This is a genomic window from Hyphomonas sp. (assembly GCF_017792385.1).
Lineage (GTDB): Bacteria > Pseudomonadota > Alphaproteobacteria > Caulobacterales > Hyphomonadaceae > Hyphomonas.
This window is the reverse complement of record NZ_CP051230.1, coordinates 3,382,804-3,396,485: the sequence shown is the minus strand read 5'-3', so window position 1 is coordinate 3,396,485 and position 13,682 is coordinate 3,382,804. Positions and strand designations below refer to the sequence as shown.

The 13,682-nt window shown below is 54.1% G+C and carries 9 protein-coding genes and 3 pseudogenes; 10 read left to right on the top strand and 2 right to left on the bottom strand.

Annotated elements, in window-relative coordinates; translation table 11 throughout:
* Window positions 1-108: 108 nt before the first annotated feature.
* The 6 genes and pseudogenes from HF955_RS16445 to HF955_RS16420 form a co-directional block, all read left to right on the top strand.
* A pseudogene (locus HF955_RS16445) lies at window positions 109-420 on the top strand (integrase core domain-containing protein); the annotation flags it as partial.
* Between the two features lie 256 nt (window positions 421-676).
* On the top strand, window positions 677-3,139 hold the full coding sequence (locus HF955_RS16440) for a TonB-dependent receptor (protein ID WP_051602738.1): 2,463 nt from the start codon (window positions 677-679) through the stop codon (window positions 3,137-3,139).
* A gap of 785 nt (window positions 3,140-3,924) precedes the next feature.
* Entirely contained in the window at window positions 3,925-4,794 is an 870-nt protein-coding gene (locus HF955_RS16435; RefSeq protein WP_034766463.1) for an alpha/beta hydrolase, read from the top strand.
* Window positions 4,791-5,210, top strand: coding sequence for a PaaI family thioesterase (locus HF955_RS16430; RefSeq protein WP_034766464.1), 420 nt, complete (start codon window positions 4,791-4,793; stop codon window positions 5,208-5,210). The genes HF955_RS16435 and HF955_RS16430 overlap by 4 nt, the downstream gene beginning before the upstream one ends.
* 641 nt (window positions 5,211-5,851) lie before the next feature.
* Entirely contained in the window at window positions 5,852-6,529 is a 678-nt protein-coding gene (locus HF955_RS16425; protein WP_155841883.1) for an Hsp20/alpha crystallin family protein, read from the top strand.
* Window positions 6,530-6,670: 141 nt separating this feature from the next.
* Window positions 6,671-7,809, top strand: a pseudogene (locus HF955_RS16420) (IS3 family transposase).
* A gap of 238 nt (window positions 7,810-8,047) precedes the next feature.
* On the opposite strand, the gene HF955_RS16415 reads toward HF955_RS16420, so the two are convergent.
* Complete coding sequence (locus HF955_RS16415) at window positions 8,048-10,963, bottom strand: TonB-dependent receptor (protein WP_034766449.1); 2,916 nt, start codon at window positions 10,961-10,963, stop codon at window positions 8,048-8,050.
* Window positions 10,964-11,382: 419 nt separating this feature from the next.
* Between HF955_RS16415 and HF955_RS18485 the strand changes: the two genes are divergently transcribed.
* Window positions 11,383-11,856, top strand: coding sequence for a MarR family transcriptional regulator (locus HF955_RS18485; protein WP_051599949.1), 474 nt, complete (start codon window positions 11,383-11,385; stop codon window positions 11,854-11,856).
* 62 nt (window positions 11,857-11,918) lie between these two features.
* On the opposite strand, the pseudogene HF955_RS16410 reads toward HF955_RS18485, so the two are convergent.
* Window positions 11,919-12,137, bottom strand: a pseudogene (locus HF955_RS16410) (transposase); the annotation flags it as partial.
* Window positions 12,138-12,747: 610 nt separating this feature from the next.
* Between HF955_RS16410 and HF955_RS16405 the strand changes: the two are divergent.
* The 3 genes from HF955_RS16405 to HF955_RS16400 are packed head-to-tail and all read left to right on the top strand — an operon-like array spanning window position 12,748 to window position 13,250.
* Complete coding sequence (locus HF955_RS16405) at window positions 12,748-12,972, top strand: IS66 family transposase (protein WP_009802131.1); 225 nt, start codon at window positions 12,748-12,750, stop codon at window positions 12,970-12,972.
* 11 nt (window positions 12,973-12,983) lie between these two features.
* Entirely contained in the window at window positions 12,984-13,121 is a 138-nt protein-coding gene (locus HF955_RS18480; protein WP_206740499.1) for a transposase, read from the top strand.
* Between the two features lie 18 nt (window positions 13,122-13,139).
* Entirely contained in the window at window positions 13,140-13,250 is a 111-nt protein-coding gene (locus HF955_RS16400; RefSeq protein ID WP_009802130.1) for an IS66 family transposase, read from the top strand.
* Window positions 13,251-13,682 lie beyond the last annotated feature (432 nt).

Sequence of the window (13,682 nt, the reverse complement as noted above, 5' to 3'; positions counted from 1 at the left end):
GGCAAAACCACTGTAAGAGACCTGAAGGCTCGGTCATGACCGCCCGCCTGCATGTGAGAAACAAGCAGGCGGTCACGACCTCCGGAACATCGGTTCCCAATGTGCTATGGCAGTGAATTTACCGGCCAGATCGTGGACCTCTGGGCATATCATTACAAGGTCAGAATGGACTTCTCGCGCCCCGGCAAGCCGCAGCAGAATGGCTTCGTCGAAAGCTTCAATGGATCGCTCCGGGACGAGTGCCTCAACATCAACTGGTTCGCCTCCTTGGCCGAGGCAAGGCGGCTGATCGAGGCGTGGAGGCGCGACTCCAATGAGAGCCGGCTTCACATGGCTCACAATGGGCAATCTCCCGACGAGTTTGCCCGTAACGCCGGCCTATGCCATGGTGGCAAGGTCAAAATCGCCACTGGATTTTAACGCCAAGGCCGGACCACCAGACCAAGCACGTCATTGCCGCTGGATATTAACCCCAGGGCCGGACCACCGATCCCAAGCGTGTCAGCTGAAGCCGGAACTAACTTTTCGGTTGGGCCAGTCCGATTGGACAAGCCATAACCTCTATTGCAAATTTGCATCACCCGTCGACGATCTCTGTCAGGGGGAAAAAAGAATATTCACATTGCAGATAAGTATCATATCATACAGTATTATATAAACATAAGGAGGAAACTAGGTGTATTATTTCAACGCGGTGTCGAAGACAACTGTTTCGGTATCTTTGGCGGTTTTGCTGTTTGCCGCCGGTGCTCATGCGCAAGTTGAGGTGGACGAGCAAGGTGCTGCTGCATCCGCGGCGGAAAATGTGGAGGCCACACGTCGATTGGGTGCAATCACAGTTACAGCGCAAAAGCGCGAGCAGAGCTTGCAGGATGTGCCAATTGTCGTGACCGCCTTGTCCGGAGAGCTTCTCAGCGATGCTGGCGTTCAGGATATCAAGGACCTGACGGTCGTGACGCCGGGCCTGCTTGTAACTTCTTCGTCAAAGCAAGCAAATACTACGGCGCGGATTCGTGGCATTGGCACGGTTGGTGACAATCCCGGTCTCGAAAGCTCAGTAGGCGTCGTTATCGACGGGGTTCCGCGCGCCAGGAACGGCGTTTCCTTCGGCGATCTCGGCGAGATCGAGCGAATCGAAGTACTAAAGGGGCCGCAGGGAACCTTGTTTGGCAAGTCGACCTCTGCGGGCGTCATAAATGTCATCACGAAGAAACCGTCTGACGAGTTAGAGTCGATCTTCGAGGTCGGGATCGGCAACGAAGGTTTCCTTCGCACGTCTGCAGAAGTCACCGGACCGCTTTCTAAGACGGTGAGCGGTCGCCTGTTCGGAGTATACGAAGAGCGCGGCGGTCTTTTGGACGTAAAGACCGGTAACGGTCCACGTACCGAGGACGAAACGAGTCAGTATGACTTCTACTCCGTTCGAGGTCAGCTTCGTTTTGAGCCCTCCAGCGACCTCGAGATTCTTCTCTCTGCTGACTATACTGATCGGGAAGAAGATTGTTGCATGGGTGACTATATCGCGGTGGACCCGGCCAGGGGCCCGCTGATCACGCTGCTGGCTGGCGGTGACGGGGCCTCTGCTTTTCCGATCGATCCGTTCGACCGCGTCGCCTTTGCGAACCGCGACGCCACGCAGACGACCGAGGACTGGGGTGTGTCAGCGAATATCGAGTGGCAGTCCGGCCTCGGTGAATTGACGTCAATCACATCCTATCGCGATTGGGAAAACGGCTCGGGTCAGGATACAGATTTTAGTGCCGCCGATCTTTGGTATCGAGATGACGAAACGTCCAGGGACGCTTTTGCCACATTCAGCCAAGAGTTACGACTCGCGGGCGCGACCGATAACGTCGACTGGCAGGTGGGTGTGTTTTACGCGAATGAGACTCTTGATCGTACAGATTTCATTACTTACGGCAATGATTACTTTTTCTACTTTCAGCAATTGCTGCTCGGTGCGAGTGGTGGTGCGTTTGATCTGTCTTCGCTGCCAGGTAATATCTATACGGGCGAGGCAAATGCAACCGCAGACGTTTATGAACAAACTGCGGATACATACGCCATCTTCACGAACAATACGTTCAGCTTGAGCGATCAGTTCGACCTCACGGTCGGTCTTCGTTATACGATTGATGAGAAGACGCTGGAGTCCAATTTTAATGGCGAAGCGGGTAGCTGTACCACAGCCTTGGCCGTATTTGGCCCTACAGGTGGATTGACACCAACGCTTTGCTTGCCTTGGACAAACGACAACTTTGTGGGTGTGAGCGCCACGCAGGATCGCTCTGACGAGGATTTATCAGGTACAGTAAAGGGGGCATATCGGGTCAGTGAGAATCTGATGTCATACGCGTCCTATTCGCGCGGTTACAAGGCCGGTGGTTTCAACCTTGATCGCAGCCAGTTTGGTCCCTCAGATCCCACGCCATTTCAGCCCAACCTGGATACCAGATTTGATCCCGAAACTGTTGATGCGTATGAGGTCGGCTTTAAGACCAACAATGCGGCAAATAGCTTGTTCTTCAACGGCGCGATTTTCTATCAGGAGTATAGCGACTTTCAGCTCAACACGTTTACCGGTACGAGCTTCATCGTGACATCTGTTCCCGGTGTGATTTCCAAGGGTGCTGAGTTCGATGTCCGATACCTGCCTGAACAGCTTGAAGGGCTGACACTGCAGGGCGGTCTTGTCTATGCGGAAACCCAGTATGATGATTTCGAAGCGGTAGACTTTTTCGCGCCGCCGCGCTTGCCGGGAAGCACAATTTCATTTGCGCCCCGTTGGTCGGGTACGTTGGCCGCAACCTATGAAACCTCGTTCATCAGCGACTGGGATGCGCGCTTCAATGTATCGAGCCGGTTCACTTCAAAGTATAATACAGGTTCGAACCTCGATCCGCTCAAGGAGGTTGAAGAGCTGGTTGTGGTAAATGCAAGAATGTCATTCTACAGTGACAACTCTCCCTTCGAGTTGGAACTGTGGGCGCAGAACCTGTTTGATGAGGACTATTACGAACTTGCTTTCGATACGCCGCTTCAAGGTACCGCTGCCACGCAAACAGCTCCGGGAACAGCTGTTGGTGCTTTCTTGTCACCGCCCCTGACCTTTGGCGCAACCGCTCGTGTTCGGTTTTAGAGCACTTTGAGGCAATGTCAGCTTAGCCTGACTTGAGGAGCCAAGGTGCAAGAGCCAATCTCATAGGGGAGGGAAGCGCGAAGTTCCAGCTGTTGCTTGCGGAGTGGTTGCTGAATATTGTAGCGCTCCGCAAGCCATTTCCAGAGATTTTGTAGAGACAGGAGGCGCGGGCCGGAAGCCCATAAGGATGGGCGTTGGCCTGCCAGCGAACTTTCATCTGGATGGGATCAGAGCCTCGCTGATGAGGAGTTCATGACTTCAGATTCTCGCTAACTGTCGAAAGTAAAACCGCTGCTGAAGCCAGGACTAGGATCAATAACAGGGTTAAAGTCTTGAGCTGCAAGCCGCTCGGCGGATCGCACAAACTCCTTTGCGCGCTGGATCGCAAATCCGGTTGGGACAATTCGCCACGCTCGACGATCACGGTAATCTCGCTCACGCGAGACATGGCCCGATCAATCGAATTGATTGATCAGTATCCCAACATGTGGACGCTTAATATCGTGCACTTCGGTAAGCTGGATCTGGGGCATTCCAGTCTGATCATTTAACCAGGCGCCTGCCACCGTGATCGCGTGAGGGCGATAGCTTCCATTTCCTGATCGTACGCCCGGCGCGATAGTCGGCTCACTTCACCAAAAAGGAAGCTGAAATCGATTGCGGGATCTCATATGAAGCCAGATGCGCGCGACCGCGTGGGCAACTTGACGGGTTTCTCCATTTACAATGATTGTAAGGTAACTTAATAAAGGAATAAGTAAAAGAGTTTATAGTGGACGGATCTTTTGTACGATTGTGATGGATATCTCCATGCGCAGGGGCTGAAGCTGGCGCACAGTTCGGTTGGCGATCCCGCTGCCCCTCCGGTCATTTTTGCCCATGGCGGAGGACAAACTCGTCATGCTTGGAGCGCTGCCGCGAAGGCGGTGGCATTTGAAGGATATCGCTCAATAATCTTAGATCTTCGCGGGCATGGTGAAAGCGACTGGGCTCCAGACGGTGATTACTCTCTCGGAGCTATCGCTCGAGACCTTGTAGAGGTTGGTGAAAGCGTCGCGGTTGGAAGGCCGCGGCCGCATGTAGTCGGTGCTTCGCTTGGAGGACTTGCAGCCATAGTTGCCGCAGGCATGTTTGCGCGCGATGCGTTTGAATCGGTTACTCTGGTCGATATCACGCCGAACATGGACGCCGCCGGCGTCACCAAAGTTGTCGGCTTTATGGGCGCGCATGTTAAGGAAGGCTTTGCTTCGTTGGAACAGGCCGCTGATGTGGTTGCCACCTATTTGCCGCATCGGCCCCGGCCGAAAGACCTTGAAGGGCTGCGTAAGAATCTGCGGCAAGGCGAAGACGGGCGTTGGCGATGGCACTGGGACCCTGCCTTTATCACCGGCGTCACGCGTCGCTCTGGGGTTGCTCGCACCAGTGAGCTGGAGCAGGCGGTTCGGAACATCCGCGTACCGCTTCATCTCATCCGTGGACGTATGAGCGAGCTGGTTACAGAAGACTCCGTCGCGGCGTTTCGTTCCTTGGCACCGAGGGCACATTTCACTGACGTCGCTGGGGCCAGACATATGGTGGCAGGAGATTGCAACGATTTATTTGTCGAAGCAGTCGTGTCCTTTCTTCGTCCGATTCGAGAGCAGACCCCTGCATGAGCACCTCCATGCTCAATGTTAATCAGATACAGGCCGCACTCGATGCGGCCCCCTTCCATCGCTGGCTTGGGCTGAAGGCGATCAGCACAGACAAGGACAAGCTGATACTGCAAATGCCCTGGCGTGAGGAGCTGGTTTCCAATCCGCGAATACAATCTGCCCATGGCGGTGTCATTGCCGCGCTGATTGATCTCACAGGATTTTATGCCCTGCTCGCCGCAGGGAACACGCCTGCTGCGACGGCGGACTTGCGAGTTGACTATCACAAACCTGCCACGCCAGGAACGCTAAGCATGATGGGAAGAATTGTCCGTCTGGGTGCAACTCTTTCCGTCGCCGAAGCCTCTGTCATGAACGCCAGCGGAGCGCTGCTTTCGAGCGGGCGCGGCGCCTACCTGATGCCGGGGCGTGCATGAAGGTTTGCATGATATTCTTGCATTGCGTAATTTTAATTCTGGTCTCGGGGTGTAGGGGCCAGAGTCAGAAGGTCAGGTTGCCCCTGAGCCGACCGGCTTTACGTATGAGGCCGGGGCGGGTGGTCTGTGTAGAAGCGGTTTCCGTGGAATTGGGGGCATGAGGGACATCTATTTGATTGCGTGGGGGCTGCCTCCGTAAAAGTGGCCTGGTATTTGAGTTAGTCTCGGCTTCGATTGACGCGCTTGGGTTCGGTGGTCAGGCTCTGACGTTAAAATCCAGCGGCAAGTTGGACCTGACCACCATGGCAATTCTTGAGATGTCGGCAGAATCTTTCGGCGTTTTTCCATTGCGAACCATGCGAGGTCGGCCTGTAGATCATTTGCAAGTCATGAGAAAGAGCGTCCGGCAATTGAGCACCGCCGGGCTAGATCCTGACAATGCACAATGAAGCTCTTTACGTTCACCGGCACATCGCCCCGGCTAAGAGGTGGAGAAACGTTGCGTCCCTCACAGGAATAGGGTATTGGAATTTCTCCACCGTTCTGAATTTCAGACGCGTTCACCCACTTCTTCTCTTCCTTGCAACGCCGGGCGCGCTGCAGCGCTCCACTGTGCCGGATCGGCGTGATACAGACAAAAAGTGAACTCATGGCCGGAACCGTTGCGAATTCTCAAGAGGGCGGCGGGCTTGCGGTCAAATAATGCCTTTGGAGTCATTAAAGGAAAAACACATGGCTGCCCGGCGCGCGATCCTTTTTCATTCCTGCAGAGTGAAATCGACCGTCTTTTCGACAGTTTCAGCGGCGCAGGTTTCCGCCGTCCGGTCGGAATGCAGGAGGTCTGGCCGCGTCTGGAAGTCAAGGAATGTGATGGTCTGATCGAAGTCGCCGCCGAGCTTCCCAGGGTGGATGAAAAGAATATCGAGGTCAATGTGACCGACAGCCGGCTGACGATCCGCGGGGAAAAGAAACCGGAGAGGGACGAAAAGACCAAGAGCTACCGGCTTGTCGAAAGATCGTTTGGCACATTCGAACGCTCGATCGCGCTCCCGTCCGGTGTTGACACCAGCAAGGTCAAGGCCCAACAAGCGCAAGGGCGCGCTGCATGTCGAAATTCCCAAGCTGGCAAGTTCAAAAAGGACAGCGCGTTGAGGGCTTCCAGTCTCTCTCGGGGTCCTGCCTTTGCATCGCTGGGCAAGTCACATTGCCGCGGTTGGTGCCGGGATGCTTCATATCCAACGCCCTTAACCTGTGAAGCGTCCCGATTTTTTGAGCACGCTGTGCGCGGGCTCAGGGCGGCGAGGCTGGTAACGGAATAAATCAGTGTACCGTAAAAACATAAGTGAGAGATAGGGCGCTGCGAGCACTCTGTTGTTTCCTGTGACCTGCTCCCCGAAAAATCCCTCGTTTGAGGCTGGAGTTTTCGCGTAATGATCCCAGGCTGGGATGGAGCGAAAGCGATGAAGGCATCGAAGTTCACGGACGCACAGAAGGCGTTCATACTGAAGCAGGGCGAGGAAGGGATTCCGGTCGCGGAGGTGTGCCGCAAGGCCGGGATCAGCCAGGCCACGTATTTCAACTGGAGTGAAGCGGAATAGAAATCGCACTGCGATTTCCCGCAAAACAAGTATGGCGGCTTGTTGCCGTCGGAGATGAAGCGATTGCGGGAGCTCGAGGAGGAGAACTCCCGGCTCAAGCGGATCGTAGCCGATCTCACCCTCGACCGCGAGATTTTGCAGGACGTCATCAAGCGAAAGCTTTGAAGCCTGGCCGCAAGCGCAAGCTGGTCAACGAGGTGTGTTACGACTGGACGGTCTCGATCCGGCGGGCCTTCGGGCTCCTGGTCCTCGATCCGAAATCCTATCGCTACACCTCTCGCCGGCGCGACCAGGCTGCTCTGGAACTGCGCATCCGGGAGATTTGTGAGACGCGTGTCCGATACGGCTATCGGCGCGTCTACGTCATGCTGCGGCGTGAAGGTTGGGTAATCAACATGAAGAAGGTTCGACGGATCTACAACGAACTAGGCCTGCAATTACGCAACAAAACGCCGAAGCGATGGGTCAAGGCCAAGCTCCGGGACGACCGCAGGGAGGCAACAGGCTCCCACGATGCCTGGGCGGTGGACTTTGCGCACGACCAGCTGGCGAGTGGCCACAAGATACGCATACTGACGCTGATCGACATTTACTCACGCTACTCGCCTGTCATCGATCCGCGGTTCAGCTATCGCGGCGAGGACGTTGTTGCCACGCTCGACCGTGTGTGCGGCAAGATCGGCTATCCGAAGACGATCCGGGTCGACCAAGGGTCCGAGTTCGTCTCCCGGGATCTCGACCTCTGGGCCTATGCAAACAATGTAACGCTGGATTTCTCACGGCCCGGAAAGCCGACAGACAATGCCTTCATCGAGTCCTTCAATGGGCGGTTCAGGGCAGAATGCCTGAACCAGCACTGGTTCATGAGCCTCGCCGATGCGAGGGAAAAGCTGGAGGCTTGGCGTGGAGACTACAACACGGTAAGACCCCACAGCGCGATCGGGAACAAGCCCCCGATTACGCTGATGAATCACCTCGGCGAAACCAGCCCGCTAAGGTGAGGAAGCGCCAAAAACTCCAGCCCCGAATAAGGGCAATTTTGGGAGCGGTTCAGAAAGGGTCAGACTCTCGAAATAAACGCGGGACGCTTGGGGCTCAGGTCAGTTTTTTCGGATACCGCGCAGGGGTGCAAACAGCAGAAGGCGATGAACCAGCGACCCTCTCGATTATTGAGGCCAGAAGATTTCTGCTGTTCTTCTAGCCTCCTCGCATGCATGCGTCATGTTTCGTCGGTACTTGCTACCATGATTTCGAAATTGTGACTCCGTACAATGCCGGTTCAGTCAGAAACACATTGCTATAAAGTCCAGGGCTGTCGTCCTGCAAATAGGCTCCCGTTATCACCTCTTCGTCAAACAGGTTTTTGGCAAAAGCTGTGATTTGGAAGCCGGTGTCATTATTCGCCAAGACAAGAGAAAGATTGACATTTTCCCAGCTGGAAATCTCGTCGCGCGGAACATTCCAGATACGAGCAAAGCTCTCCGTCTGATAGTAATAATCACCGCGGATTGTCAGATCCCAGCTACTATTACCAAGAGATGGAAAAGTATACTCCGCTGCCAAGTTTAGCGTAGTATCCGGAGCACCCGGCAGATTGTTGTCGCTGAGGTTTTTGTTGACGCCGTCGAATGGCGTCAATGCGCCGATTGTGCGGAGTGATCCGTCCCCATCGACATAGGACACATTTCCCAGCCCAAAAGTCGCCTCCTGACCTGCAAAACTGCCAAGACACAGCCCAGCGGTAGAGCCCGCGCCAAGTTGCCCGGCCTCGATTGCGCCTAAAATCGTTGCATACCCTTCTGCGGAAACAGCGCAGTTCGAATAGCTTGCCGCGTTCTTCAGAACCACGAAATCGGAGTTACCGGCCGTGCGATCAAGGACGTCAATCGCAAAAACATCAACCAGCTTAGATTCGAGCAAACCGATATTTGCAGACAGCAGCCAGTTACTTCCGGGCGCCCAAAGATATTCAATCTCCAGGCCGTACACCTCAGCATCGACATTGAAATTCACCGATGAGCGGTTGATCACCTGAGTGATCTGATAATCCGTATAGTCATAATAGAAGCCTGCGAGATTAAGTTGCTGTGTGCCTCCTGCGAACCGATTCTTGGTTCCCATTTCGTATGCATTGATGAACTCTGGTTCAAAAGTTGATGGGAATGCGTTGGCATTTTCCGAAGGCTGCGGTGGGTTTATACCACCTCCCTTGTAACCGCGGGAGTAAAAGCCATACAGAAGCGTATCATCTGTGAACGACAAATCCGGTGTCCAATCAAATCCGGCGCGCCCTGTAACCTCTTCAAATTCAACCTCGAAAATTCCGTCGACATTTCCGTCCAGGTTCGTCTCTGTCGCCGGATCCGGAACCGGAGCTAATGGATCCGCGCGGACGACATCAGGCGTGAAGAGATAGGTCGGAATATTCTTTTGCGACTTTTCATCCTTCGTGTAGCGCAATCCGAGCGTGAAGGTCAGTTCATCATTTATATCATAATATGCTTCCCCGAAGAGCGCTGTCGACTGCAACTCATAAGGGGAAACTGTCCGGAAGTAATTTCGTCCCAAGCCGTTGAGTGAATTGCCGATATTTGAGTCGCCATCCACATTGGACTCATCAAGGCTTGCAGGGAATGGAACTCCCGGAATCACTGGTGGTCCACCAGCTGCAAGTGATGCGTTGTGTAATTGCAGCAGACCGGTAAGGGCATTGCTTATGAAGTAGTATCCATCGATTACATCGTCATTGCCCGCCTCATAGTCCATATAGATGGCGCCGAGATTGAAATTCAGCGGGCCACTAAAATCCGACTGTAGACGCAGTTCTTGTGTAAATGCCTCTGTTGTCTCACCGGATGGATCCGCCACCGTATAAAAGTTCGAAGGGCCGATCTGCGGGTCATTGACGACGCCGCCGGGGAAAACTGAATTATAGAGATCGACTTGCGGATTTATCCCTGGAGGAATTGCTGACAAGTCATTGAAGGTGATTGTGGGCTCGACTTTGGAGACATCCTCAAGAGAGAATACAGATGTTTCATTGAAACTCGACAATGAAGTCAATTTCAGGACTTCGTTAATGTCCCATGACAAACTAAGTGTCCACAGATCCTGTTCGGCTTGGTAAAATGGGTCAAATCCTGCCGCAATAGTTCGCAAATCCTGAATGGCTGGTGCCGTGAATGCATCTCCACTTAGCAGTCCAACCTGAACAGCTAGTCCACCCGCCAGCGTCGCGACCGAATTCACCGTATCGTGCGACTCGTCAAGAGGCGCACTTAGGCAGCCCTGAGACGTGAAAATCTGATCTTCGAAGGCGATGGGAATTCCCGCAAAGCTAGTATCTAGAGGGTCTTTCCGGCAAAGCTGCTTGCCCGAGCGAAGACGCGTATCGTCTTCTTCGAAATGTTCATATAATAGCCACCCACTAAATGAGTCGGTCGGCTCAAATCCAAGAGTGGCGCGGACTGACCACAAGTCCCGGTCGTCAATATCGTTGCCGGTGACTATATTATCAACGTACCCGTCGCGTTGCGTGAGAGATCCGGCAACTCGAAGGGCAACCCGTTCTCCTACGGGCAAATTGACCATGCCGTTAGCTTTTACTGAATTATAGTTCCCGTAAGTTAGCGCGGCGTCTGCCTGGAATTCTTCGAAAACCGGCTTGGCGGTGATCAGGTTGAACACTCCCCCATTAGCGTTTCGGCCATAGAGTGTTCCTTGTGGTCCACGGAGGATCTCGACCCTTTCAGTGTCAAAGAATTCCGATTCGAAAAGTCTGTTCGATTGAAGGGGGACGTCGTTCTGATGTATGCCCACCCCGGCATCGCCGGATGTTGCTACCACATCCACTCCTATGCCTCTGATTTTGAGGTTGAAGCCGGTAAATTGTCCTTTTGTGAACGACAGGTTCGGCACGGCTTTTGTGAGATCTGGACCACCAGTTAACTGGAGTCTATCAATTGCCTCTTCATCAAAAGCAGAAACAGCTATTGGTACGTTCTGAAGCGACTCTGAAGTTTTCTGAGTTGTGACAACAACTGTCCGCAGTTTTCTCACATCACCTTCTTCTTGAGCTTCGGCTGCGAACAAGACGCTCGAAACCGATACTGTTGTGTATAGAAATGCTGTCTTGGCCAATCTCGTGAAAATCATAATTTCCTCCCATTATGGTATCCGTCTATTGCGGATTTGCGCATCATTGTACGAAGTCATACCATATGCAAGCAGATGGGATGCCGGGGCATTTTATTTTTTCAGGGGGGGGCGAAGCTCAGTTCGCTAACATACAGTATGGACATGCCCGTAAATTTTGAGTAATGGAGTTTGCAACAGTTGGCAGTCCGAGTGCCCGCTGCTTTTCTGAGTGGTGGAATGTCAAAATTGTCGTTCCGACGAAGTGAGAAAGGTATCGCATCGTCAGGAAGACGTCCTCCCAACATTCCGTAGCTCTGGGAAACTTGCTGGCTAGATTAATCTAGCCAGCACTTTTTCTTGCTCTGAACATAACGGTTGAATATCGAGCTGCACAAAGCCAGACTGAACTTTTGACACCATGGCAAGGTTTGGTTGGAATGGCCCAAAAGAATAATCAAAGATTCGCTGACAGTGATTTCTTGAACGATGAGCGAATTGAACTGGCTTTTCTGATAGGCCGTGTCACGCGCGAGCTTCGGCGTCGATTCGATGTGGATATGGCTGCATTGGAACTGACGCGGGCACAATGGAGGGCGATGCTGTATGTTTTTCGGCTTTCTAACCCCACGCAAACTGAATTAGCCGAGATAATGGAGCTGGGGCGAGCTTCAGTCGGGGCTCTGATAGACCAATTAGAGCGGAGTGGATATGTATCCCGGGTCGCGGACAGTCAGGATCGTCGTGTGTGGAGAGTCGTGCCTTCCAGATTGGCACTCTCCCGGCGGTCTAAAATTGACCGGGCTGGAAGGCGCGTGGCCGCTGAGTTATTTGCGGAGTTCGAAGAGAAAGATCTTAGAAACCTCCGTCGATGTCTTGAAAAGCTAATCCCTAAGAATCCAGCCGAAAATTAAGCTGCGTGATTTCAGTAACTTGTGATTCTGACGCGCTTGGGTCTGGTGGTCCGGCCTTGGCGTTAAAATCCAGTGGCGATTTTGACCTTGCCACCATGGCATAGGCTGGCGTTACGGGCAAACTCGTCGGGAGATTGCCCATTGTGAGCCATGTGAAGCCGGCTCTCATTGGAGTCGCGCCTCCACGCCTCGATCAGCCGCCTTGCCTCGGCCAAGGAGGCGAACCAGTTGATGTTGAGGCACTCGTCCCGGAGCGATCCATTGAAGGACTCGACCTGAGCCCCAAGCGTCCCTCATTCATTTCGAGAGTCTAGCCCTTTCTGAACCGCTCCCAAAATTGCCCTCATTCGGGGCTGGAGTATTTGGCGCTTCCTTACCTCTACGGGCTGGCTCTAACGAGGCGATCCATCAGTGCTGGTTCAGGCATTTTGCCCTGAGCCGGCCATTGAATGACTCGATGAAAAGTCATTGTCTGTCGTAAGCGCCACACTGCTCCCCTCGTGCGGCGCATGAGGTGAATGTGGCAAGAGTCCGCCGATCGTTAGAGTCGGACGGTCCAATTGGGAGCAGACGGCAAAATGGACGTCCTGAGGCGCCCCCAATGGGTTCCGAGATTATTGGGAGAGTCCGTTGGTTGAATAGCTCAAAGCGTGTTGGTTGGCGAGCGCGCCGAGCCCGGAGCCATCCCAAAGCTCAGGCGCTCGGCGCGCGCCTGTCGGCGTGAGGCCGCGGGTGCAGCAGGTCATCTAGCCCGAGCGCGCGTTGTGCCCGTGCGGCTGCGGCGAGATGGCCAGGATTGGCCAGGACGTCAGCGAACGGCTGACGCGCCTGGAATGACCGCAAGGACCGTGGAAGCTCGTCCAATGCTGGGTCCATCTGCGCCGAAGGTTCGTGAAGCTGGCGCGCAACACCAAGTCCCCGATCGCCGAGGCCGCCGTGCGCCAGTTCACTAAGCTATACGCCATTGAGGCGACGGTGCGAGGAATGACGCCACAAACTCGGATCGCCGCGCGACAACGGCACTCCTCCCCGATCATAGCCGCCTTGAAGCCCTGGTTTGAAAAGCAATTGTCAAGGGTCTCCTCCGGCTCTAAGCTGGCCGAAGACATTCTCTAAGGTCTTGCCCATTGGGAAGGGCTCACCCGCTTCCTGGCGATGGCCGGCTCGAGTTCGATACCAACCCGGTCGAAAACGCCATCCGGCCGATATGCCTAATCAGAAAAAATGCCCTGTTTTCTGGACACGAGATCGCGGCCGAAAACTGAGCGCTGCTCTCATCCGTCGTGGCCACCTGCAAGCTCAACGACGTTAATCCCATTGCCTACCGCGCAGATACCTTCGACGCCATCATCAACGGCCATCCGCAGAGCCAGATCGAGGAACTCATGCCCTGACGATTCCGGAAAATGTCATGCCTAAATCCGTAGGCGATCGGCGAGGCGCTTACTGTCTGTCGGTTTTCCGGGCCGTGAGGCGTCCAGCGTCACATTGTTTGGATGTGCCTATAGGTCGAAGTTCACGGGAGATGAACTCAGAGCCTTGGTCGACCCGGATCGTCTTCGGATAGTCAATCTTGCCGCACACAAGGTCGAGTTCATCTGACTTTAATCCGGTCTTTACAACGAACACCCACGCGGATTCTTTCGGAACTGTCGTCCAAAAATCGATGCCAGCTTTCCAGGCAACCTCAAACTGCTCCGGCCCGAGCGAGGAGTACGCAAGCACGTCCCGCTTTCTTGACTAAAAACCGATCGGCGCACCAGCACTTTTCATCGTCGAGACGCTTTTGGCGCCGAGAGGTGACCAGACGTCGGGTGTCACCTTTC

Bases quoted from the DNA above. Each gene is read 5' to 3' on its own strand.
- HF955_RS16415 (WP_034766449.1), bottom strand. From the start codon at position 10,963: ATGATTTTCACGAGATTGGCCAAGACAGCATTTCTATACACAACAGTA.
- HF955_RS18485 (WP_051599949.1), top strand. From the start codon at position 11,383: ATGGCCCAAAAGAATAATCAAAGATTCGCTGACAGTGATTTCTTGAAC.
- HF955_RS16430 (WP_034766464.1), top strand. From the start codon at position 4,791: ATGAGCACCTCCATGCTCAATGTTAATCAGATACAGGCCGCACTCGAT.